Genomic DNA, 23,707 nt, shown 5'->3' with positions numbered 1-23,707 from the left:
TCATTAGATCAATGACTAATGACTAATGACCAATGACTATTTCCAATCTTTACCAATCCGAATTGTGAGGTCAGATTCTAAATCACCAATCGCTGACACCTCGATTTGACCCAAGCCTAAGACTTTTTGCAAATCAACACCAACTCGCCGATTGCCTTTTTGGACAATAATCTGAGTTTGACGTTGGGTATCTGGCCAATCAGGCACTTTGTAAATATTAGTAAAGCCTTTCTGTTTGAGATAAGCAATAACTTTTTCAGTTAGCTGAGGTTGATTGGAGGCATTTTGAATAGCAATTTTGAGGTTAGGAACCTGACGTATATCTGGTTTCAGACCAGGTACATTTACCCCAACATAATCATTCAACAGGCTCTGTTGTCCAGTCATATTTAGCCAATAGCTATCAGGGTCTTTGCTAAAGCGGCTAAAGGTACCAGGTAACACCGTCATTTGGAAATTATCTCGATCTAGGTTGAGGCCAAAGTTGACCAACGCCATCATTTCTTCCATCTTCAGGTTGGTATCAAAGTATTTTCGCATCAAGCGAGTTAATTGAGGCAACCTGGGTAAAATGGTAGGACTATTTAAGCGTTGCAGCAATGCTGCTGTTAGTGCTTGCTGACGCTGCACTCTCGGCAAATCTCCCAAACCTGGTTCGCGGAACCGCACAAACTGTTCTGCTTGTTCGCCATTGAGGGTTTGCCAACCACTGACTAAATTAATCGACAGCCGACTGCTAGAGTCTTTATATGCCATCGATTGGGGAACAAAGACCTCGACCCCGCCTAACTGATCGACTAACTGCCGTAAGCCGCTAGTAGAAATACGGATGTAGCGATCGATTGGAGCATTATTTAATGTCCGGCTAACTACCCGTGCTGCCAAGACTGGGCCGCCTTTGGCATTGGCATCAGATACCTTAGTTAATCCCTTTTCTCCCTTTTCGGGGATGGCAATCATCGTATCTTTGGGAATCGAAAGCACCCGTACAGATTTTTCACTAGGGTTAAGGCGTACCATAAGCATGGAGTCGCTTTTGCCAGCAAAGCTTTCTGGTGAACCATCAACAGTACCGTTAACTGGTTCAATTCCCATAATTAAAATATTCATGGGTCGTGAAAGCTGGTACTGGGAGAGTTTGCTCCACAACTCTCCTGGTAGCGGTATTTTTACCTCGTCTTTTGGAGTATTTCCTAAATCTTCATCTGTTCGATCGAGATTGCTCCACAAAGGAGTCCACAGTGCTAATGTCGAGACTAGCAGCCCAGATAAGATGATGCCGATGACAATCGTCATGATCCACAACAGCCATCGAGGCATGGTTAAGCCCAGTCTCTCGTAAAGCTGATTGGGAATCGCGCCCACTGATTCGACGACGCTACGGTTCGGATTGGCTGGCGAGTTTAGTTCGACATCCTCCTCCTCTGAGTCGGCTACTGGTGCTGGCGCTACCTGATTTTCCGTGCGTTGAATTTGCTGCTGTCGCACCTCAGGTTCAAATTCTACTACTTGCTGAGATGTAACCGGATTTTCCGACCATTCGACTTGTTTTATCACAATTATTTCCCCACTCAACCACTCCCTAAAAGTATGTTAATCCAAGCTACAGATATTGCCAGTGGAAAGGCTCACTGTAAACTTATAATGTTCTTCGGTAGGCGTGTATGACAACATGAATACTTTATTGTTCCCCGTAATCCTAGCTGGTGGTAAAGGTGAACGTTTTTGGCCCCTGAGCCGCAAAAACCGACCTAAGCAATTTTTAAGTCTTGATGGTAGCTCTAGAAGTTTATTACAAGCAACCGCCGATCGATTGATAAAACTCGGTGGCGGTGAGTCCAGCGCTGCGGGAGGGTTTCCCTCCGCAGGCGACTGGCGAACCCGAACGGGATGGGATTCCTTGTGGGTGATCACTTCTAGTCAGATAGCTGAAGGGGTAAGACAACAATTACCCGATCTACCAGTTGAAAACTTACTAATTGAGTCGGAAGGCAGAGACACAGCCGCAGCCGTTGCTTGGACAAGTTTAAAAATCAAACAGCGCTATGGAGAAGACGCTGTGATTGGCTTTTTCCCTGCTGACCACTGGATTGCGGACGAAGAAGCGTTTGCACACACATTAAGCGCGGCTACGCAACTGGCAGCAAGCACAGCAGCGATCGTTACACTGGGGATCAAACCTACTTTTCCATCAACCGGTTACGGCTATATTGAACAAGGTGAAAAGATAGGTAGCTTTAATGAGTTGCCAGCTTATCACGTCAATCGCTTTACTGAAAAGCCCAACCGCGAAACGGCAGAGACTTTTTTATCTACGGGACGTTTTAGCTGGAATAGTGGAATGTTCGTTTTTCGGGCAGGGGTTGTTCTCAAAGAACTACATACCCATGCTCCAGAAATTATCGAACCTTTAGAACAACAGGGTGCTGATATTTATCCCCAGTTGCCTAAGAAGAGTATAGACTATGCCCTAATGGAAAAGACAACTTTAGCATACGTTTTGCCAGTTGATTTTGGTTGGGATGATTTGGGAGATTGGAATGCGATCGAGCGCTTACTCAAAACAGAAGAGAATCCCAATGTAGAACTTGCTACCCACATAGGGCTAGATACGCATGGGGCGATTATTTATGCCTCCAATCCAGAGGATGTAGTTGTTACTATTGGTTTAGAGGACGTGGTGATTGTGCGCGATCGCAATGTCACCCTCGTTGTCAATAAAGAACGTACCCAGGAAATTAAGCAGATCCTTAAAATTCTCCAAAGCGATCCCCGATTTACCGACCTGCTATAAAAGTTAAAACCCTTGGCAGAGGCGAAAAAGTCTATTTTCCTATTATAACTTGACTGTCTGCTATTTTTTCTGACAGTTATGGACATTATTAGCTTTGAGCCTCTGGCCAAAACAATGGCAATGCAGTCTATTACGGTCGATCAAACAAAAATATATTTCTCCTTCCAAAGGATTTAGTTGCTCTCATCGCTTATTACATGGTGGGGATTCTTGCTCTCATTACGTCAAACGAATGTTGAGCGAACAGAAACTCTACGAAGCCATACAATCATCTCTAAAAAGATTCCAAGACTATGGCGCAGCTAGCAAAACTTTAACCAGTACCAAAACTAGAGCGGATTCCGGTTGTATTGTCATTCTCTGTTGCTTACCTCTTTAACTCCCTGCGTCTTTGCAGTTATTTATAAAAATGTTCCTCACCCAAACTGTTCCCCGTCAACGAGAAATTCTGGAAGTATTCCTTCGCAATGGCTGGGACTATATGCGAAGGTTGCTCACTGGTGGCAAAGCTGATGAACCTCAGTTACCGACACCTGCGGTTTTAAAAAATATCTTGGTAGACTTGGGGCCAGTTTACGTCAAACTTGGCCAGCTAATGTCTACGCGTCCAGATTTACTGAACGCCGCCTACATTGAGGAACTATCAACTTTACAAGACGAAGTACCACCAGTCCCTTGGTCAGAGATAGAAATAATCCTCCGTAAAGAATTAAAACGTCCACTAACAGAAACTTTCAGCGTAGTTAACCCGATCCCCGTAGCGGCGGGATCAATTGCCCAGACTCATCGCGCTACATTAGCAGATGGTCGAGAAGTCGCTCTGAAAGTCCAACGTCCGGGAATTGATCTGACTATTGCCCAAGATATTGCTTTAATTCAAGGTATTGCCGATTTAGTGGCGCGGACTGAGTTTGGGCAAACCTATGAAATCAAATCCATCGCCGAAGAATTCACCAAAGCTCTAGAAGCCGAGTTAGATTTTACACGGGAAGCGGGTTTTACAGACCAACTGCGACGCAACTTATCTAAAAGTCGGTGGTATGATCCTACACAAATAGTGGTTGCGGAAATTAACTGGGAATTGACCACAGAAAAATTACTGGTGATGGAATGGCTGGATGGCGTACCGTTTCTGTTGGCGGATTTGGAGAACAACAATAATGGTAAAGACCCTGCTGTAGAGCGTAAAGAAATAACTACTTTGTTATTTCGGGTATTTTTTCAGCAACTATATATTGATGGCTTTTTTCACGCTGATCCCCATCCGGGAAACTTGTTTTATCTCAAAGATGGGCGAGTTGCCCTCTTAGACTGTGGGATGGTGGGAAGACTTGATCCTCGTACACAGCAGATATTAACAGAGATGTTGTTAGCGATCGTTGATTTAGATGCTCAAAGGTGCGCTCAATTAACTTTGCAGCTATCAGATTCGGCTCAACCAGTAATTTTATCACGGTTAGAAAATGATTACGATCGCATGTTGCGAAAGTATCACAATGTTAGCCTGACGCAAATAAACTTCAGTCAGATAATCTATGAGGTTTTACAAGTTGCGCGGAATAATAAAATTAGATTACCTAGCAATATGGGTCTGTATGCCAAAACTCTGGCGAATTTAGAAGGGGTAGCGCGGACATTCAACCCAGAGCTTAATTTTTTCGATGAAGTTAAACCATTAATTACAGACTTGTTTCGTCGGCAATTACTGGGCGATAATCCAGTGCGATCGCTATTACGAACAGCCTTAGATATAAAAAGTCTCTCTCTCCAGTCTCCTCGCCAAATAGAACTGCTGTTAGATCGAGTAACCTCAGAAACCTTACAGTGGAATCTATCGCTGCGGGGTTTAGATGGCGTGCGGCGCACAATGGACGATGCGGCAAACCGACTCTCTTTTAGTATACTAGTGGGTTCGCTGATTATGGGTGCAGCAATTATTTCCACCAGAGCGCAGACAAGCCAGCTATCTTTTTTAAGCACCATCCTCTTTGCCGTTGCTAGTTTATTGGGTTTGTGGTTAATTATCAGTACACTGCGATCGGGACGTTTACGCTAAAGTCTATGTGTTGTGCGTCATGCCCACCACAGGAAATGATGATATGTCACTGGCGAAAATCCCTGCTTTCTTACTTAATACCATTTCTTTATGAGGCTGTGCCAAATTTTCTTGGCTTCTTCTTTGTTTCTTTGTGTCCTTTGCGGTTCGTTCCTCATATAGTTGGCGCATCTTCTACAGAATTGGTATTAGAACCATAGTTGAAGAATCTAGAAGTCACAATCAAGACAAACTCAAACTCGCTATCCATTTTTTCCGTCAGAATTCAATTCATTGTGTTAGCGGGGCGTTTAGCCCATTCTGACTACTGACTCCTGAATTCTGCTTGATAAAAAGCGTTAAACACCGATGATTTACGTGTGTCTCTATACATCTGTGGTTCTAATATAAAAAATATGTCAATCATCGTTGTTGAAAATCTGAGTAAATCTTATCCAGTGGCAGTTAAAAGTCCGGGTATTAAAGGTGCAATTACCCACCTTTTCCACCGTACCTACCGCTCAATTAAAGCAGTTGAGAATATTTCCTTTGAAATTGCCCCTGGTGAAGTAGTGGGGTTTTTGGGGCCAAATGGTGCCGGTAAAACCACCACACTAAAAATGCTTACGGGACTGATTCATCCTTCAAGCGGTAAAGTCACAGTAGCTGGACAAATTCCGTTTCATCGGAAAGAAGCATTTTTGCAAAAAATTACCTTAGTGATGGGGCAAAAGCAGCAGCTTATTTGGGATTTACCAGCACTGGATTCTTTGAAAATTAATGCTGCTGTATACAACATCTCTGATAAAGAGTTTCAAAGGCGGGTAGGAGAATTAACAGAGATGCTTTCCCTAGAAGGCAAACTTATCCAGCCAGTACGGAAGCTATCTTTGGGTGAGCGAATGAAGGCAGAATTGCTAGCAGCACTTTTACACCGTCCCCACGTATTATTCCTAGATGAACCGACTCTGGGACTAGATGTAAATGCTCAGGTAGCAGTACGCGATTTTTTGCGCGACTACAATCAGCGTTATCAGGCTACAGTGCTGTTGACGAGTCATTATATGGCTGATATCACAGCTTTGTGTCAACGCGTGCTGTTGATTCACCAGGGAAACCTGATGTATGACGGCAGTTTAGATGGATTACTAAAACGTTTTGCCCCTTACCGGGAAGTTCATATAGAGTTAGCCCAGCCTCTGCCGATAGAAAAACTTATGACATACGGGGATGTGCAACTCTTAGAAGGGCGATCGGTGCATTTTATGGTATCTAGAGAGGCGCTCACCCGCACGTTATCGAAGATTTTGACGGATTTGGAGGTAATTGATTTAACTGTCACCGAACCGCCTGTAGAAGAAGTAATTGGACGAGTTTTTCAGGCAGGTGTTGTGTAGCTGTAGCGATCGCTGTCAGAAATAGAGTTGCCGAGAGGAGAATGCACCATAGATGAAAAAATTTATTAAAAAAGCTCTAACCTTGCTGTCAGTATACTACGCCTATATGGTTGAGTATCGAGCAGAACTAATCTTATGGGTTTTGGCTGGGTCTTTGCCGATTATCCTCATGGGTATCTGGATACAGGCAGCACAAGGTGGGCAGTTTGGGCTATCACCTGTGGATTTTGCCCGCTATTTTATAGCGGTTTTTGTAGTTAGACAATTAACAACTGTTTGGGTAATTTGGGATTTTGAAAAAGAGGTTGTGGAAGGTAAGCTTTCCCCTAAGTTACTACAACCACTCGACCCAGTATGGCATCATGTTGCAGGACATCTTTCTGAAAGATTTGCTCGGCTAATGTTTACTTTTTTATTAGTGGCATTATTTTTTATTCTTTATCCCCAAGCTTTTTGGATACCAAGCTTGAGTAGATTTCTGCTGTTTACATTGGCGGTGGTGATAGCTTTTGCTTTGCGGTTTACGATTCAGTACACCTTTGCCATGTTCGCCTTTTGGACAGAACGGGCTACTGCTTTAGAAAATTTTTGGTTGTTATTTTATCTATTTTTATCTGGTTTGATAGCACCTTTAGAAGTTTTTCCAGAACCTGTGCAAAAAATAGTGATGTTTACGCCTTTTCCTTATTTGATTAATTTTCCTGCAAGTCTTTTGGTGGGGCTACCCGTAGATATAGGGCGGGGATTTTGGTCAATGTTCGGTTGGCTACTAGTATTTTTGGGTGCGAATCGCTTACTTTGGCGTGCAGGTTTGAAGCGGTATTCTGGCATGGGAGCATGAACAATTTATAATTTCTAATTCAAAATTAAGATCTTTGCCATCCCAGAGTTTGGCTAATTTGGGGTAATTTAAAACTTTCTTGATAAAAGAAAGTTTTCTCGAATACTGACATATTCCATCTCACGATTTGCCAAACTCAAGGAAGTTCCATTACTTCAAATGATTTGCTGTAATTCATCAAGAGTATTGACGCTCTTAATTCCCTGCTGAATTGCCTTTAATCTATCTAAATCAGCAATTTGAGAGATTTCTGGCATCATTTGCAATCCCTGAGTGCCAAATTTTATCTCTAAAGCGAGTTCAATACCTGACAGAATCTCTTCTCGCCGTCCTTCTTGCCGTCCTCGTTCTTCTCCACGTTGTTCGCCTTCTCTAAAAATTTGCTGATACCAGGGAGATTCGTGTAACACTGCCATATCCCACCTCATTATTTGCTGAACTAAAGCGCTACCTAATACGAAGGTAGCAAAAAAAGCCATGACAGTTTCTACTACGATCGCTTACGCCTATGCACTGATGTACTTTTTTATCGCAGTCCTAATTTGTAAAAATAAATGAACCGTAGAGGCACAGAGAGCGCAGAGAGAGGACTCGGAGATTTTCACGGCTCATTTAGGATCGCTATAGAGATTTTGTAAATTACTTGGTATTGTTTTAAATTTTTCTGCTGTGCCCAAAGAATAATCTTCTAACTTAAAATCAGCAAAAGGCTTCTTCTCTAACCTATCCCGTAGTGCTTCATCGAGAATTACACCTACCGATTGCTTTTTTACACCAATAATTATAATACTTCTCTGATATTTAGTTAAATCCTGGTTTGTCTGACAATCACTCCGTTGAAATTGTCCCAAATTTAATATTCGATAACGTTTAACACTTGGGGTATTAATAAATATTTTTTTTACTAAAAATTGAATTTGTTTAGAACGTTCTAGAGCCATTCGCTCTTGAACTGCTATATTACCTTTACAAGAAACTGTACCTATAGATATAATCTCGCTGGGATCTCCCATTATATTCTGTATATCTTCTTGTTCTAAGTTCAACTTTAAAAGGTCTAGACTAATAATTTCATCATTATATTTTATCTGAAAATTGCTACCTAAAAGCCATTTATACTCTAGTGATAAAACAGCGATATTAAATTCGGCTACCTTTCCCTGGCTATCTCTACCTTCTCGATCAGAAAAATAATCAATATTTCCTCTTTTTTCGGGAGATTGACCATAATTTGACCTCACCATAAATTGTGAGTTTCGCATTGCTAAAGCCACTATACTAAGTAATCCTAATATCACTAACAGCCCTGCAAAAAATTTCAGTAGTGGTACTTCTTCTGGCTCTTTCTGTGGGGATGGCAAAGTTTGAGGAATTGGTGCGGATAACTGCTCCGGGTTCAAATCGATTGCTAAATTAATATTTTCAGGAGTAGTTTCTGTTGGCTGAGATTCGACAACAGGAGCGGGAGGAATACTATTTTCTGGCTTCTGCTCCAATGGTAGAGAGCTTGGCTCTGAATCCTCTACTTCTACAAGTGGCTCCCGTTTAGGTGGGGTTAAATCCTCTTCTGAGCAGAACTTTTTGTTTTCTTCAATTTGTTCTAGGCGCTGTAAAATTTCTTGAGCATTAGCAGGACGACTTTCTATATCTGTTGCTATTAGCCAATCAATTAAATTTAATAGTAATGGTGAGATATCGATGGCATGATTTTGCCAATGCAATATATTTTGCTGAACATCATACATATCTAAGGGATGCTGTCCTGTTAGCAAAAATATAAAGGTGCGTCCTAAGGCAAAGAAATCTGATTGCGGTACTGCTTGAGCATTCATTTGTTCTGGAGCGCTGTAGCCAGATGACATAAGGGCTGTCATCTTGTCGCTGTTGCTGAGTTGGTCTGAGTCGGTTCTGCCGATTTCAGTGGCAGTGCCAAAATCAATCAGTACCAAATTCCCCCAACGTTTCTCAATGGGGGATCGAATCATGATATTAGATGGTTTAATATCTCGATGTAGGTAGTGTTTACTATGCACTAAATTCAAAATTTCTAGTAATTGTTTTAACCAAGCTATAGCTTGTTCTTCAGAAACAGGGCGATTCTGCTGCTGTCGCCACTGTTCTAAGTTGTACCCGTCGATTTTTTCCATTGCAATGCAATGCAATACTAAACCATTTCGGGTTTGATACTGGAAATAACTATCTTCTTTGGGAATGCCGGGATGCTTGAGTTGTTCCAGCACAGTTACTTCTTGCTGAAATAGTTCTACTGCTTTGGCGTTACCTGATAGATCCTCTTTGAGTATTTTGAGGATTTTAGGGGTATTTTGTTCGTATGCTTCATAAACTTTACTAAACCCTGTTTTGTCATTCAATAGGCACGTCACCCGATAACGCCCTAGCAATTCCAAATGGGAACCACAACTTTGACAAAAGCGGTTTTGTTCATTATTCGGGTGATTTGGTGTAGGGCAAAGGGGATTGATACAAAGGCTCATGACTTGCTTATCCGTACTTTAACAGTTATCAGTTATTAGTTATCAGTGTTTCCGGGTTACTGATAACTAATAACTGATTTAAGGGGAGCACAGACGCGTAGCCGCTTATTGCTAGACATCGCTCCTATTAATTCTTCTGTTGCCGGATGATAATCCCGTCTAATAATAATGAGATTTTCTATCGGGAGCAACGCGAAAAAGTGAGATCCTCGTGAAAAGAGCAGGGGAGGCAGGGGGAGCAGGGGGAGTGAAGAGAAAACCTTAGTATTTTTTACGACCTTTATAGCTATAAATACACTTATTTCTTTCTCTTCCCCTGCCTCCCCTGCTCCCCCTGCTCACAAAATCGCATTGCTCCCTTTTCTATCTGTGTTCTGCCAAGAAAGCTACTACAGTTTGGTTAAATGCCTCTGGTTGTGTCAAAAACGGCCAGTGATTGCCAGGAACTTGGCAGATGCGTAGTTTTTTAAGATAGGTTTTGTAGGGTTGAATTTGCCAATCTTGGCGGTTAAGTCCTTGTTCTGGCTGGACAAAGAGAGCATGGGTATCAAGGGGGATTGTAAAACCAGGGACTTGCATAACTGCTTCAAAAATACCGTCGCGGGCGGCGATGGTAAATTTGCTGCCCCAACTACCATCGGTTTTTTGTTCTATTCCTGCTTGGAAAACTTGCTGTTGCAAAGAACTCCATCCTTGATATTGCTTTAATTGCCGTGCTTGTTGTTCGGCTTCTTCATGACTAGCAAAGGGGCCCATGCTTTTGAGAAAGGGTAAGAAGCGATACAACATGGGAAAAGTTAGTCTGAAAAGGCTGGGCATTTTCCAGATGAAAATTGGATCGATGAGAATTATACTCCGCAAACGCTTTGGGTTTTGTCTTGCCCAGATAGCGGCTAATTTACCTGTCCAGGAATGACTTACAATATGGGCAGATGTCCATCCCAGACCATCCATAAGTGCTTCGAGGTCTGCGATCGCACTTTCAAAGGTATAATCTCTCTCAGGCTTAGTACTTTCGCCATGTCCGCGCATATCTGGTGCGACTATGTGGTAGTCTGTCGCCAAGTAATCTCCTAAACTAGACCACACTAGAGCATGGTCGCCTAAACCGTGTAACAGCAGTAAGGGTTCTTGACCTTGGTTCCACTCTAAGTAAGAAAGTTGGATATCAGGCTTTGATAAAGTTTGACGTACAGGCATCATTGCACATCCACCAATGAAGAGATAGTTTCGCGTTTATATAGTACTGCGAAAGCTGGAGGGCGGGAAAAGATGAGTCTGTTCGATGCGCTACATCTAGTCGTACAAGATTATAAACTCTTAATCAAGTTTGGACGTGCTGATATAGTTAAACAGTTTTTAGATAGCCGTCTAACGGGGTTTTACTTTTCAGTGCTACAAGAAGGGAAAGTAGAAAATGGTGATACTTTGGAGTTAATTAGTCGAGACTCAAATAATGTCACTATTGCTGATATCACCCGATAGTATGCACGCGAAACAGAAGACCTAAAACTGTTACACCGCGTCCTACAAGTTGGGGCTTTACCCATAGATTGGCGAAATTATTTCCAGCAGCAAATCGAAAAGCTGAACAGATGAATCTCATCAATGTTAGAATTCGTCAGAAAACGCTCTAATTGTTTTAGAAACACTCTCAACTTTTTTCATAAGTCAAATTACCTGACTACGATCGCGCATTTGGAGTCAGAGTCGTTAAATCGTCTATATTGCGTTTCATTGTGGCGCAAATCGCATCTAGAGGTAAGTCGTTAGGGTCATAACCAAAGGGGTTTTCTATCTCCAAGCCGATTGCTTCAATACCAAATACTGTAAAACCAACTAACGCCGAAATTAAAGCTGTCCACCAACCCAAAGTCCCCACTATTTGAAATGGTAGCAGGAAACAATATAGTAATAACAATTGCTTCAGATGAATGGCATAAGCTAAGGGCATAGGTGTTTTTAAAATCCGTTCACAAGCACCTAAATTATCTACAAGATTGTTTAATAATTCTTGCATTGATGTTAACTGGTAACTATTAAGACAATTGCGATGATACTGTTCCTGTAAATAATCTCCGATCCAAAACGCAACCTCTATCGGAGGATTATTCATAATCTTCAGTTTTCTATACTTACTAGATGGCATTAAATCTTCCAATTCGCTATTGACTGCTTCTTCCCGCAAATGCAATTTAGTTGTCACGGCAAAAGCCACCAATAAATTTAATGCTGTAATTTTATTGTCTTTGTCTTCTGGTGAGATTTCGTCAATAGATACCCAAATTTGCCTGGCCAGATTTCGGGTATTATTTACTAAAGATCCCCAGCATTTTCTCCCTTCCCAAAATCTCTCATAAGCAGTATTTGTCCGAAATACAAGCAATAAGCCTAAAACAATACTAGGAATAACACTTCCTAAAATCGGTTGGGATACAGGCTGTTCAAAATGGTAAAGGACAGAAATCACAAATCCAAAAGCTCCGCACCATAAAATATGTTTATAGATTGCTTTCATGACCGAACCTTTAAATTGCGATGTTATACGTAGCCATGTGGTTTTTTCGGCTGTCATGCAGTCACCCTAAGAGAATATTTAGTGAATCGATAGATGAAATATCGATACTTTAAAAATAATAACTATATAAATAGCACAATTGGCAAATAGGATACTTTAAAAAGTAATCTTGCTAAAGAACACGAACTGCTGACCACAATGATTGCATTTTAGCTCCTGTTATACAATATAGAGTCCGGTTAAATACCTATCATTAGGATTAGTGTAAAGAGTTTTTTGTCAGCAATTAAGTCACCATTATATACAGCATAATTCAGAATTCAAGAGTCAGAATTCAGAATTAGAATAGGCTATGTGCCATGCTACTAGACCTAGATGCTGTACTTCACTAATCTGAAATCTGCTGTAAAAGTGAAAAGTTATGCCTACGCCTACGCAGCAAATTGTCAAGAAATGTAAATATTTATTGGTGGCTGCATAAATCTTGCGCCTCACTCTGAATAAATAGATAGAAGAAAAGGTACATGGCCCTCGATAATGGTCATACACCCGGATTTCTCACCACATCTCGATCAAGCCTGCGCTTGAGCAGGGGAACAGGGGAGAGTTCAAATACCAAGTTCTTTCCCCTCTGCCCCTCAAGCTTGTGAGAAATGCGGGATACAGCATTAGTTAGTGTTATGTACCCCAGTAAATCAAAAAGTTCTAGTCTGTACAAATCCTGCCCTGTAAATTGAATGTTTAGACATAACTAATTTGGTTATGTCTTTTTTTGTGGTTAGGCTCAAAACGTTGAATTTCAATCAAATAACCACTGGGATCGCGAAAAAAACAGTGGTAAATATTGTACTTTTCATTTAGTGTCGGTGGCTTTTCAAATTTGACACCACGTTGTTTGAGATATTCAAACCACTCATTTACCTGCTGGGTTACTAGGGTAAAAATGACACTTGGTTGCTTGTCGGCTGGAGGAGTGGATGTTTCGCTTGCTTGGCAAAATCCCAAGTATCCAGAGCCACTAACAGTATAAATTCGACAAGTTCCTTGGTCAAGCCATAACTTCAAACCCAGCATTTGTTCGTAGAATTCAGTAGAGTCCTTAAAATTGTGAGTATAAAAGAAGGTGATTTGCTGTTCAATTTGCGGATGAGTACACATAAATACATTTGAGTATATACCCCAACGACATCTGGCGATCGCATGGGTAAAAATTGATTGATGTTAGAAACCTGTTACTACTCCAGAATGCCTTAAGTGCATCTGGAGTTTCTTTTTGGAAAAAGCGATATTTTCCAAATCATCCCGATCTGCCAAAATATGGCTGAATAGGTATGCATACTGAATTATCTATATTTAACATAGGGCATCACTTGTTGATGTACCCCCTCCTACTAAACAACTCTCGCAAAGCAGCCTCAGATTTACTGGGGCTGTTTTGCGTTACTTCGATAGTACTTAAACAAAATATCTTTCAAACTCTCATTTCTCTGCGCCTCTGCTCTTCCTTATTCCGTAATTCGTGCGTAAGTACTATTCAAACAGAAAAATTGTGTAAATAAAGCAGTTAATCCTCAAACATCCTTAACTGTATTTGAGTGTATACCCTGATGACGTAAGATGCTCTGAAGGTGAAAATTTGGGTATAGGTAAATGCGTATCTTTCCTGACTCCAGAGTTGTCACAAACAGTTCTGGAGTTTTTTAATTACAGAGGAGCGATCGCACTTCTGAATCTTGACTAAATCAAAGTGCGACACACTTAATATAAATGCTTATTTAGTTGTATATGTCACAAAAATATCCTTTCTCATCTCTACTTCTGCTGGGGCATCTGGATTATAAGTCGTTGATAATAAAAGACTAGCAAATGAAGGTAAAGGAACTCCCGTTTTAGAACTACATGAAGAATAAAATAATGTGTAAAATGGTTCAGCTACAGAAGGAATATCAAGTTTAACGCCCATAGCAGTTGCTAAAGCTTGAGCGCGGCTTTGAGCATCTTTCATAGCTGATTGATAAACTGAACTCTGCAATGCTTGACAGTCATTTACTGCGTATTCAACGCCTACACTCTTAACGGAAAGATTTTCCAGTTGGCTCGTAGACTTCTTCGCTGTAGCAACAATTTCCTGGACGCGATCGCGTGTGGGTTTTTCCAGCCTCACCAATATTTTGGCGCTGTTTTCGCTGGAATCAGGGCTAATTTGCACTTGAATTTTATCAGCACTAATCCCTTTGGCAACTAGGCTATTAACTACACGCTGGAGAGTTGCTTTAGTTAGGGATTTTTTGCTTGGTAAAGATTCTGCTGCTGTTTTGTAATTTAAAAGTAGAGTCGGTGAGGCAGCCCGGTCTTGTTGTTCCAACAAAGAGGGACTGCCGTTCGCCCTTGGCGTGCCGGAGGCATACCCGGAGGGTGAGGATATGTTGTGGGTTTGCGGTAGAGATGAGGGTTTCGTTTCTAAATCATCATTACTATCTTCGCTACTGAATACCAATTCAATATCGGCTGTATCTGCTGGCACTCTCACTACCCCTTGACCGATTACCATTAATGAATGGCGATCGCTTGCTGGTGGATAAAATAATTGGGCATTAGTAGCTTTGGGTGTTAATGCTCCGATCCCGACAGTGACGGTAATGCTTACCAATATTAGAGCAGTTATGTTTCTCATGTCCTGGGAATGTCCTTTGAACCTAGTAATTGTCAAAGTTTACACCTCAAGAGCAGGATACTTACAAAAATATTGAGCTAATTCCACAGCGTTTAGTCGTGGGATTAGCTCAATATTGAAGAAGAATTCAGGAGTCAGAATTCTGTTTCGATAAGAATTCACTGCGAACTATTAACCAAACCAGTGAGAAGCTTCACAAGCTGGCTGAACTGTTTCACAAACATTATGGTTAATCCAATCTGACTTTTCTTGAACAATTAAACAAATGCCTTGGTGAATCAAATTCTGTAGGTGCAGTTGCTGCTCTAAGGGTTTGCGAGGCAATTTGTAATAAGCCAGGCTTTCTTGTCCAGCCTCCGCCAGGGAAATATGCCCATCAGACATAGCGCTGTAAAAAGAGGGAATGCGGGTGAGGACAAAAGCAATTAGCTCTTGGCGTAAGTCAGGAATTGCAAAAGCTTTTTGATATGGATGGTATGGATATGTATCCAAAACGCTTTCAATCTCTCCTACTACTGATTGCTGTGTTAAATTAACTACCGTCTTCATAATTTTTAAACTCCTTTTTTAATCTAGTCAATAATGCGTGGAAAAAACAACTTTTTTAGATAGCAACGTCGTCATAACAATCAGTTAAAAGTAGTTCCACTGATAAATGCAAAATCCAGTGGAACTAGCCTTTTATATTGATTGAATATCAGACATTTGGTTTTGCTGATTTTAGTTAAAATTTATACTGATCCGCAGTATGATTTATTAAAACAGCATCTAATATCCTGGTAGGTTAGCGATACTATATATTTATAATCCTAATTATTCTAAATTTCTGCATTCTTAGCATAAATCTACATAAAACGCAGCATAAAAGCTGGGGGATCAAGATTAACAGCAATAAAAATCATGAATGAGGAACAAGTTTTTAATGAAGTTAAGCTTTGTTGGTAATTCTCATCACATTTTAAGTTTGCTGCAAAATTTGCCGTTTCATCTAAAAAACTTATTTGTTGCCCGTTGATTTAGGAAGTCAGACAAATAAGGAATTGCTAAAGTGCAAAATCAGTCTAGCGACTGATGAAACGATCGGGTAAAAATGTTTAGAAAGTTCACATTGTCTAAAGGAAGATGATGCAACTGATGATTAATTTCATTAGCAGCAGCTAATCCAGAAAGCATCGCACCTTCTGCAAGATTGCCGCCACACCAATCACCACAGCAAACTAAAGGTAAGGGAGTTTCAGCAGACAAAAAAGCTTCGCGCCAAGGACGGCTAGGAAAGGCATAACGCCAACGATGTACTTGCATCCATTCGGGAGTATTCAGCCAAGGAAGGGACAGAGATTCAGCTGCTCGTTGCAACATAAGCTCTGCAACAGGTTGTAAATCCTGGATTTCTAGATGACGTTGGGCGAAATCAGCGCTACTTTGCACTACAAAATGTGGTTGCTGAGGGTTAGGACGCTTGCTACTGTCCAAACCAATCCATGCTAAATCAGCATCATCGATAAAAGTTAGCGCCTTCCACTGAGGGAGTGGGTGGGATGTGGGAGGATATCCAGCGATCGCACTAATTGAGGGATAAAATTCTACAGAACGCAAGTTATCAAGAAAGGCTTTATCTAATCCACTTTTACCCAAAGGTTCTAACAGCATCATTGCTTGGGGTGCAGGAATGGCAACGACTATAGCTTTTGCAGTTAATTCTTCGTTACCAGATTCGAGAGTCAAGCACCAACTATTTTCGGGAGTTGGGGTAATAGCGATGACACGCTGATTCAGTAATATTTCTAAACCTGGGGCGAGGGATTTAGCGATCGCACTCATTCCCGCAGGTGCAACATATCGCGGACTGCGGTTTTTTGGTTCAGATAAAAAAGCCTCTGCGGTGAGTTCATAAACCTCCTCTGTCCAAACTTCGAGGATCTGGCGCGATCGCAATATCTCCACAAAATGTCTAAATAATTCACCCTTTGGGTTCAGATAACAAGCCCCATGATCGGCCCAAGTTCCATGCAAGCGGCGGGTAGCGAGTCTTCCTCCCAAACCACGGGACTTGTCTAGCACTAGCACCGAATACCCAGCCTGACTTAATTGCTGGGCGCAGACTAAACCGGCTATTCCGGCACCAATCACTACAATATCAGTCATGAGTCCATAGTCCTTAGTCATTGGTTATTGGTCATTAGGTTATTATCAAAGGACAAAATTACTACTAATGACTGCTGAAAGCTAATAGTAGAATAAGGTACAGAAAGTTGCACGGAAGGGAGGAAGGGAAATTGGATGAGATGAGGGCGGCGCTAGAGTTAGCGACCGAAGAAGAATTGCAAGATTTAACGGCAATTCTATTTAGTCGTAAGTTCAATCCCCTAGACTATGTACACACACCCGAACCCATCGAAGTGCAAAGCCAAGACCGCAAAGCTTGGTTAGATTCACTAGAAGGTCGCTTTCGTTTTTTGGCGGCAGATGGGATGACTGTATTACGGGGACGTACAGGCCAGGTAACTTATCGACAAGCCTTAGTTCAAGTATGTAAGTATCTAAAAATTCCTTATTCTAATCAACTGGCAACTATTGATTTAGAAGCAGAAGTATTTTTGTATCTGTTAGGACAGGTGTGGAAAAAATTACCTGAACAGGAAAAAGAAAAATTGACTCTCCGAGTGCAGCGTCACCTTATCCAATCAGAACTAAAAGAACCTCTACCACTTTTATTGCAGCCTGACCCCTTAGGGTTACTTTTCAAAGGCGGTAGTGCGATCGCGGTTACTTCACTTCTCCAGCCACTTGTACTTAAGCAAATTGCCCGTCAATTTGCCATCCACTTTGCTACTTATGAAGTAGCAAGACAAGCGGCAATTACAGGCACAGAAGCTGCTACAACGCAATTCCAAAGCTATGTAGCGATGCAAATGGCGCAACGGGGTATGACAGTGAGTGCTGCTCGTTATGGGGCAACCCGCACGATGTTTGCCGTGATTGGGCCGATGATGTGGACTTGGTTTTTTGCAGATTTAGGGTGGAGAGCGATCGCCACTAACTATGGTCGGATCATTCCTACTATTTTCGCCCTAGCCCAAATTCGCCTCACTCGTGAGGAATGTTGGGAGCCAGCTTGAACAAAGTTTCTGACTATTTCAAGTCTCGTTGGCGATCTTCTTGGAATTACTCTCTATGGGCACTGTTAATCTTCCCATTGAGTCCATTGTTGGGGGCTGTGACTGTAGGTTTTGTTTCATTAATAACTTGGCTGAAACAATCTCGCAAAATTAATCGCCGCCCCCTCAACTGGGGATTTGCCCTTTTGAGTCTGTTGCTGATCGTGAGTGCTGGGTTTGCCGATGACAAAACAGCAGCTTTTCTCGGCTTATTTAATTTATTACCATTCTTTTTACTTTTCGTTGCTCATAGCGCTCTCATTCAAACCTTTGTCCAATTGCGCCAAATGGCTTGGGTTTTAGTAATCGGTTCCATACCAGTGGTAATTCTTGGTTTGGGACAGTTATTTTTAGGCTGGAGTTTTAAGTTCCAGTTTGTGTGGGTTGTATTGAGTTGGACAATCAGACCAGGAGGAAATCCGCCAGGTCGCATCGCTTCCCTATTCTTGCACGCTAACACTTTCGCAGCTTATCTAGTGATAGTTTTCATCATTGGTCTAGGTTTGTGGCTAGAAAACTATCAGCAACTAAAAGCTAAGAGTCAAGAATCATTTCTCCCTTTTCTCTTCTTAACGGTGGCGATGATCACAAATTTCATTGCCTTAATTTTCACCAACTCGCGCAATGGGTGGGCGATCGCTATTTTTGCCTGTTTAGCTTATGCACTTTACCAAGGCTGGCGTATTCTTGTGGGTGGTGTAGCTGCGATCGTTTCTAGTGTGCTTTTGGCAGCTTTTGCTCCCTCACCAGTCGCTCAATTTTTTCGTCAGTACGTTCCTGCTTTCTTTTGGGCAAGGTTAAATGACGACATGTATCCAGATCGGCCAGTCGCTTTAATGCGAAAAACTCAGTGGGGATTTGCCTGGTCTTTAGCTCAAGAACATCCTTTGACTGGCTGGGGGTTACGTAGTTTTAGTAGACTCTATAAAGCCCAAATGGAAATTCCCTTGGGCCATCCCCATAACTTTTTTTTGATGTTATCTGCTGAAACTGGCTTTCCCAGCACTTTGTTATTTTGTGCCTTACTCGCTTGGATTTTGATTACAGGTGTCCAATTACTACGAAACGCAAAACATATAAATACAGAAGATAGATTGATATTTTTTAGTTATCTTTTGGCATTTGTTGGTTGGATGCTATTGAATACAGTAGATGTAACCCTCTTTGATTTTCGTTTGAATGCACTTTCATGGGTAATATTTGCTGCCATTTGTGGAGTAATACATCGTTATAACCAATATGACAAGCTTGCATCTCATCAAAATTAGTTAGGAAATGACAAATCGCAACTATTTAAATCTTAAACATCATAAACTTAAGTGTTAAAGTATCAGGCGATCGCAGCGCAGCCACCGCGACTTAGAACCGCAATAACTTTTTCAGTGTATGCACGGGGGGCATTTATAGTTTTAAGTTAATAAGATTACTATATTCACGTCTGTGACTGTGAGTGTGACTAATACCTAATTAGTCACTGTTGCTGATTGTTGGGAAGGTGTAGGGACGACCCTTTGGGTTTTTTCTACATGACGGGCATCTCTTGTAGATGCCCTTTTGTATATTTACTATTTTTATTTAGTCAAACATAATAAAAAAATATTTAGCTTAGTAAAAAAACCAGAATTTCTTCATGAAATTATCATTGCAAAGCTTTACATTTTTCACTTCTTCATTAGGGTTATTGACAATTAACTTTGCTTTTCCTCTACCTGCAAAAGCAGCAATTGAGTGTGAAGCAGGTAATATGATTTATTATCCCAATGGTTCGCTGTTAACTTGTATACTCGATCGAAATACTAATGTGCAAGTTTTCAGTTCTCTTTCAGAGATATCCAATATTCCCTGCCGAGGAAAAAATTACATATCTTTCGATGAAAAAGGACAGTTCCAAAGTTGTGAGATTGCAGATGACATCCAAATTAAAACAGTTAATTCAGTTGAAATTTGTCCGGCAGAATATAGGATATATGTTTCAACTTCGGATAAGGGAAATAAATCTTTTACTTGTCGGCAATACTAGCACTATATAATTTGTAATTGATATAGCAATCCTGAATTATTCGCGATCGACAAGATACCCGACTTCTCAAATAAATGGGGTATCTGCGGGTTACAATTCTCACAAATCAAAGACCTTATGGTGTAAGCTCTCGGTAAAATAGGTGTGTCGGTAACGAAAAAAGACGCATCCATAACCTACCTTATGCTCACAACAGCTAATTTTCTTCAGTACACCCAATGGTCAGGTATAGCTACCTTGGCATTCGCTGCCTTAACAGCTTTAGCTTTTATTCTCAAATGGGGCATCCGCTTTCGGCTGGTGGGTACAACTGGCTTTATGCTGGTGCTGACGGGTGGTTTATTTGCACTATCAATAGTCCCCTTAAGTCGGGCTGTGATTCCAGGAGCAGGCAAGTACACTCTAGTTTATGACAATGGCTCCACACAAGCAGTTATCACCACATCATCCCAAATTACGCCAACACAATTAGAAGCAACTTTACGTCAAGCAGCTAGTAATTTATTTTCTTATGGTCGTTCAGGTACACGTGAAGACGACAAATTGACAGTTCGCGCCCGTACCATTATCCACCCAGAACCAGGGATTTCTGTACCAGTTTACTTGGGTGAGATGAAGCGATCGCTCCTTTCTCATCAAAATTCACCAGTCACAGTGGAAATTTACACAGATAAATTAGCCCAATTGTCAAAACCTACTGCATAAAAGGCACGCAAGGACGCGGAGAGAGTATTTGATAATTTCTCCGCGTCATCCCCTCTTTATGTCTTCATCTCAGAAAACAAAAATCTTAATTTACCTCTACTTGATGTCAAGACTTTAAACTTATTTTTGTTAATTCTTCGTTGTAAATTAGCTATTTATTGGCAACTTTCAATTTTAATTCTTGTAAAAATTCATTGCTAATAGGTGATGTTGCCAGAATTGGATGCTTAATACCTCCCCAAATACTTCCAGTGCGGATACGATAGGAAACTAATATTTCAGGAATTTGATTAGAGATTAAAATCTGTGGTGGTGCAAGTTGACCGATGGCTCTAGCTCTCTGGTAATGATATGATTCTGATAGAGCCAGATCCAATTGTTCGGCAATAATTTCTGGGGTTTCTTTTGCCGAATCTAGTAATAAAATATAGTGTGGAGGATCGGCAATTGGCATTAAGCTTTTAAAATTAGTTTCTTGCAATTTCAATAAATCCAGAGCATTATTTACAAAGGTTTCTTGTAACTTTTCGCCTACCAAATCGCTAATAGCTTGATGTCGTCCGAGAAACTCTAAACAGGGAGTGTGGCGATAGTAATGAGTTACCCGGATGCGATCGCCAATTCGATAACGATACAATCCCCCTTTCTGCGATAAAATAATCGTGTATTCCTTGCCAGTATTGAGTTCATGCAAACCATACACTGAACCACCCTCATCCTCAAACTCGAAAAAAACTTCATCAAGAACCGGCACACATCCCCCAGCGACAATCAACGGAATCGTTATTGGGGCTTCGGTTGCTAGTAGTCCCTTACCTTGAATTAATACACCTGGAAATTGCGATCTTAATCCCTGAGCTTGATCTGCTGCATTGGCACTATCCCAGCAAGAAATCAGCTTCAAATTTGGCCAGAGTTGCATCCAGAGAATATTACTTTTGCACAGGAGTTGCAGGCGATGAGGTGAAATCCGGTTGTGTAATTTTTCTCGCAATAAATCCTGATTTTCTTGAATATATTTTAAATGTACTTGGAGAAAGCTAGGACTCCAAATAGAAATAATTTCTAGTTTTTCAGCTTCTAATAATGCCAAAGCCAATTGATGTTTGAATAAGTTCGCGTCATGCAGCCGATTAAGTTTATTGGGCATGACCAACCAAGGACGCAAAAACCAGCGCAACCAGCCATCTAAGTAATCTAAATCGTTCTGTAAACTTTGATTATCAGCTACATCTAATTGCGGCGAGATACAAGCATAAATCTTGCCTGTGGAAAATTTCGGGCCATTAATAATCAAATCATGTGCCCATACACAAAACATCTGATTAAACGATCGCCGCAAAGATTGAGTATAAGGAATCCATTTTACTGCCCCACTACTACCAGAGGTTTTTTCATAGAATAAAATGGGTTCTGGTGTGAGGGCAATTTGCTGCTGTTTGGCATTTAACCAGGGTTCCAGTGCATTATAATCCACAATTGGTACACGCTGCCAATCGTCTACAGAATGAACTCCTAAAGTTTTACCATACTCGCTTTTAATTAGGCGATCGCAAATTTCCCTTTTTACAGATGTCTGCATTAACTCTGGGTTATCCAAAGCTCGATAAAATCGCTTCGCAGCTGGCGCGAGGATTTGCCCAAAAAGCTGAATAATCGGACGCATTATTGCACCTTTTGATTAGGATAAAGCTTGGTAGCTGCTGGTAAATAAGAACCATCAGCAACGACTACACCGGGAGCAAGATTAGATCCGGCTCCCACAAAAACATTGCTGCCAATCTGGACTTTTTTGACATACAACATTAAATTTTGCTTGCGGGGTTTAATGATGTGGCAATAGATACCGACACCATGCCCGACAACGACGCGATCGCCAATTTCTAACAAACTGCGATCGGCAATCTCCAATCTTGTTGTCCAGTATACATCTCGCCCAACTTTAGCACCCCACAATCGCAACCAACAGGAAAATACCCCCGGAATCAGTCGCAGCACTGCTTCCAACGCCGGAATTGCAATATAAATTACCTGGATTTGATGACTACCCCACCAAGGACTATATTCTTCACCTAGTAGATAACTAATACCCTCGCGCACAGGATAAACCCATTCATGCAAGCGGTAAACTAGCACTGGTAGCCCATAAATAGAAAGCAACACCGCCAGAATACTGAAGATATTGGGTGAATAAGCGAAGTAGATTATTGCTGCACCAGTTAGCAATAATATAAAGGTGGGGAAAAACGAAAGTATTTTGCTGATAACTGTCATGAAAATGGAAATAAAAGTTTCTGGAACAAGTTTAATGAGATAGGAATTCCAATTATAGATGGCAATTTTTCGCTTTCATAATATGTTCCATGTAACTTATCCCAAATTTTTAGATTAGCCCCATAGTTATAATTGTAGATTTCGCCGCAATGATGCCAAGCATGATCTTGTGGTAAGATTAACCAAGAAGATAAAAATTGATATAACCTAGTATTTGCAGGAATCATCAAGCGGCTATGTCGCCATAAATCTAAGGCAGAAGTTAGACTGACTCCAAGTAAATAACCTGTGGGATCGGCTAACAGATATAGAAATAAAGTGTGTATCCATAAATATATAATTAACAAGCTTGTCCAAAGTGTGTTGCGAGAAGTTCCTAATACATCCATCTGAGTAACAGTATGATGGATTTGATGAACTTTCCACAACAATTTAGTATGCAATAAACGATGATTCCAATAATATAAATAATCAACTACAACAAAACTGATAATAAAATTCGGTATTAATGATAGTTTTAAACTTCCTTGTTGAATAGGGAATAAATGTTGATAAAGCGAATAAACTAAAGTAGCTTGTAGTAAGGGAATCAAAATTCCTTGAATCGTTAATCCTGTACTATCTATTAGCCAATCTTCACGAGTTTTTATTTTAAGTTGAGTTAGTCCAACCTGATTGGTAATAGTCCAACCAACTAATCCGATAAAAGTGCCAAAAATTAGTAATTGTGCAAAGCTTTGTATTTCCACTTTTAATTACTCACACTGATTTTAAACATGGGTTTTACCCCACCCTA

21 protein-coding genes and 2 pseudogenes are annotated in these 23,707 nt (G+C 40.9%); 11 read left to right on the top strand and 12 right to left on the bottom strand.

Translation table 11 applies throughout. The features are described 5' to 3' along the window. Nucleotides 1-36: 36 nt before the first annotated feature. Nucleotides 37-1,557, bottom strand: a complete 1,521-nt coding sequence (locus tag V7K42_RS02105) for an LCP family protein (protein WP_334913098.1) — start codon at nucleotides 1,555-1,557, stop codon at nucleotides 37-39. Nucleotides 1,558-1,672: 115 nt separating this feature from the next. Between V7K42_RS02105 and V7K42_RS02100 the strand changes: the two genes are divergently transcribed. From V7K42_RS02100 to V7K42_RS02080, 5 genes are all read left to right on the top strand, one after another. Next, nucleotides 1,673-2,794, top strand: coding sequence for a mannose-1-phosphate guanylyltransferase (locus V7K42_RS02100; RefSeq protein WP_334913096.1), 1,122 nt, complete (start codon nucleotides 1,673-1,675; stop codon nucleotides 2,792-2,794). 94 nt (nucleotides 2,795-2,888) lie between these two features. After that, entirely contained in the window at nucleotides 2,889-3,173 is a 285-nt protein-coding gene (yidD, locus tag V7K42_RS02095) for a membrane protein insertion efficiency factor YidD (protein ID WP_334913094.1), read from the top strand. A gap of 30 nt (nucleotides 3,174-3,203) precedes the next feature. Then, nucleotides 3,204-4,850 (top strand): ABC1 kinase family protein, encoded by a 1,647-nt coding sequence (locus tag V7K42_RS02090; RefSeq protein ID WP_334913092.1) that lies wholly within the window; start codon nucleotides 3,204-3,206, stop codon nucleotides 4,848-4,850. A 395-nt stretch (nucleotides 4,851-5,245) separates the two neighbouring features. Next, nucleotides 5,246-6,226, top strand: a complete 981-nt coding sequence (locus V7K42_RS02085) for an ABC transporter ATP-binding protein (protein WP_334913090.1) — start codon at nucleotides 5,246-5,248, stop codon at nucleotides 6,224-6,226. 52 nt (nucleotides 6,227-6,278) lie between these two features. After that, nucleotides 6,279-7,067, top strand: a complete 789-nt coding sequence (locus V7K42_RS02080) for an ABC transporter permease (protein WP_334913088.1) — start codon at nucleotides 6,279-6,281, stop codon at nucleotides 7,065-7,067. A gap of 155 nt (nucleotides 7,068-7,222) precedes the next feature. Here V7K42_RS02080 and V7K42_RS02075 read toward each other — a convergent pair. From V7K42_RS02075 to V7K42_RS02065, 3 genes and pseudogenes are all read right to left on the bottom strand, one after another. Beyond that, nucleotides 7,223-7,558 (bottom strand): annotated as a pseudogene (locus tag V7K42_RS02075) (transposase); the annotation flags it as partial. A 117-nt stretch (nucleotides 7,559-7,675) separates the two neighbouring features. Next, entirely contained in the window at nucleotides 7,676-9,562 is a 1,887-nt protein-coding gene (locus V7K42_RS02070; RefSeq protein WP_334913086.1) for a serine/threonine-protein kinase, read from the bottom strand. Nucleotides 9,563-9,925: 363 nt separating this feature from the next. Beyond that, nucleotides 9,926-10,762, bottom strand: coding sequence for an alpha/beta fold hydrolase (locus V7K42_RS02065; RefSeq protein WP_334913169.1), 837 nt, complete (start codon nucleotides 10,760-10,762; stop codon nucleotides 9,926-9,928). A 72-nt stretch (nucleotides 10,763-10,834) separates the two neighbouring features. On the opposite strand from V7K42_RS02065, the gene V7K42_RS02060 reads away from it, so the two are divergent. Together V7K42_RS02060 and V7K42_RS02055 are read left to right on the top strand one after the other, a co-directional pair. Continuing rightward, nucleotides 10,835-11,047 (top strand): MOSC domain-containing protein, encoded by a 213-nt coding sequence (locus V7K42_RS02060; protein ID WP_334913084.1) that lies wholly within the window; start codon nucleotides 10,835-10,837, stop codon nucleotides 11,045-11,047. A 15-nt stretch (nucleotides 11,048-11,062) separates the two neighbouring features. After that, nucleotides 11,063-11,161, top strand: a pseudogene (locus tag V7K42_RS02055) (3-alpha domain-containing protein); the annotation flags it as partial. Nucleotides 11,162-11,246: 85 nt separating this feature from the next. Here the strand turns inward: V7K42_RS02055 and V7K42_RS02050 are convergent. The 5 genes from V7K42_RS02050 to V7K42_RS02030 form a co-directional block, all read right to left on the bottom strand. Beyond that, nucleotides 11,247-12,137, bottom strand: coding sequence for a bestrophin family protein (locus tag V7K42_RS02050; protein WP_334913082.1), 891 nt, complete (start codon nucleotides 12,135-12,137; stop codon nucleotides 11,247-11,249). Nucleotides 12,138-12,821: 684 nt separating this feature from the next. Further along, nucleotides 12,822-13,238: a VOC family protein gene (locus V7K42_RS02045; RefSeq protein ID WP_334913080.1), complete on the bottom strand. Its 417-nt coding sequence runs from the start codon at nucleotides 13,236-13,238 to the stop codon at nucleotides 12,822-12,824. Between the two features lie 613 nt (nucleotides 13,239-13,851). Then, nucleotides 13,852-14,754 carry an SIMPL domain-containing protein gene (locus V7K42_RS02040; RefSeq protein WP_334913078.1) on the bottom strand — a complete coding sequence of 301 codons (903 nt, stop codon included), beginning with the start codon at nucleotides 14,752-14,754 and terminating at the stop codon, nucleotides 13,852-13,854. A 171-nt stretch (nucleotides 14,755-14,925) separates the two neighbouring features. After that, a complete protein-coding gene (locus V7K42_RS02035; protein ID WP_334913076.1) occupies nucleotides 14,926-15,303 on the bottom strand; it encodes a hypothetical protein in 378 nt (125 codons plus the stop codon). 507 nt (nucleotides 15,304-15,810) lie between these two features. Continuing rightward, nucleotides 15,811-16,899, bottom strand: coding sequence for an NAD(P)/FAD-dependent oxidoreductase (locus V7K42_RS02030; RefSeq protein WP_334913074.1), 1,089 nt, complete (start codon nucleotides 16,897-16,899; stop codon nucleotides 15,811-15,813). Between the two features lie 131 nt (nucleotides 16,900-17,030). Here V7K42_RS02030 and V7K42_RS02025 point away from each other — a divergent pair, with 131 nt between their 5' ends. The 4 genes from V7K42_RS02025 (at nucleotide 17,031) to V7K42_RS02010 (ending at nucleotide 20,637) form a co-directional block, all read left to right on the top strand. Continuing rightward, entirely contained in the window at nucleotides 17,031-17,873 is an 843-nt protein-coding gene (locus V7K42_RS02025; protein ID WP_334913072.1) for a hypothetical protein, read from the top strand. Beyond that, nucleotides 17,855-19,180 carry an O-antigen ligase family protein gene (locus tag V7K42_RS02020; RefSeq protein WP_334913070.1) on the top strand — a complete coding sequence of 442 codons (1,326 nt, stop codon included), beginning with the start codon at nucleotides 17,855-17,857 and terminating at the stop codon, nucleotides 19,178-19,180. The genes V7K42_RS02025 and V7K42_RS02020 overlap by 19 nt, the downstream gene beginning before the upstream one ends. A 362-nt stretch (nucleotides 19,181-19,542) precedes the next feature. Next, nucleotides 19,543-19,932, top strand: coding sequence for a hypothetical protein (locus tag V7K42_RS02015; protein ID WP_334913068.1), 390 nt, complete (start codon nucleotides 19,543-19,545; stop codon nucleotides 19,930-19,932). 183 nt (nucleotides 19,933-20,115) lie between these two features. Beyond that, the gene (locus V7K42_RS02010; protein ID WP_334913167.1) at nucleotides 20,116-20,637 is read left to right on the top strand and encodes a Ycf51 family protein; all 522 of its coding nucleotides are present in this window, start codon (nucleotides 20,116-20,118) and stop codon (nucleotides 20,635-20,637) included. 151 nt (nucleotides 20,638-20,788) lie between these two features. On the opposite strand, the gene V7K42_RS02005 is transcribed toward V7K42_RS02010, so the two are convergent. Genes V7K42_RS02005 through V7K42_RS01995 form a run of 3 tightly spaced genes read right to left on the bottom strand, consistent with a single transcriptional unit; the run spans nucleotide 20,789 to nucleotide 23,660 of the window. Continuing rightward, the gene (locus V7K42_RS02005; protein WP_334913066.1) at nucleotides 20,789-22,303 is read right to left on the bottom strand and encodes a GH3 family domain-containing protein; all 1,515 of its coding nucleotides are present in this window, start codon (nucleotides 22,301-22,303) and stop codon (nucleotides 20,789-20,791) included. Further along, nucleotides 22,303-22,911: an acyltransferase gene (locus tag V7K42_RS02000; RefSeq protein ID WP_334913064.1), complete on the bottom strand. Its 609-nt coding sequence runs from the start codon at nucleotides 22,909-22,911 to the stop codon at nucleotides 22,303-22,305. Before V7K42_RS02000 ends, V7K42_RS02005 begins: the two co-directional genes overlap by 1 nt. Continuing rightward, nucleotides 22,908-23,660, bottom strand: a complete 753-nt coding sequence (locus V7K42_RS01995; RefSeq protein ID WP_334913062.1) for a sterol desaturase family protein — start codon at nucleotides 23,658-23,660, stop codon at nucleotides 22,908-22,910. Before V7K42_RS01995 ends, V7K42_RS02000 begins: the two co-directional genes overlap by 4 nt. Nucleotides 23,661-23,707: the final 47 nt, after the last annotated feature.

Origin of the sequence: Nostoc sp., assembly GCF_036917455.1 — a bacterium.
Lineage (GTDB): Bacteria > Cyanobacteriota > Cyanobacteriia > Cyanobacteriales > Nostocaceae > Nostoc.
This window is presented reverse-complemented; position numbering and strand designations above follow the sequence as displayed.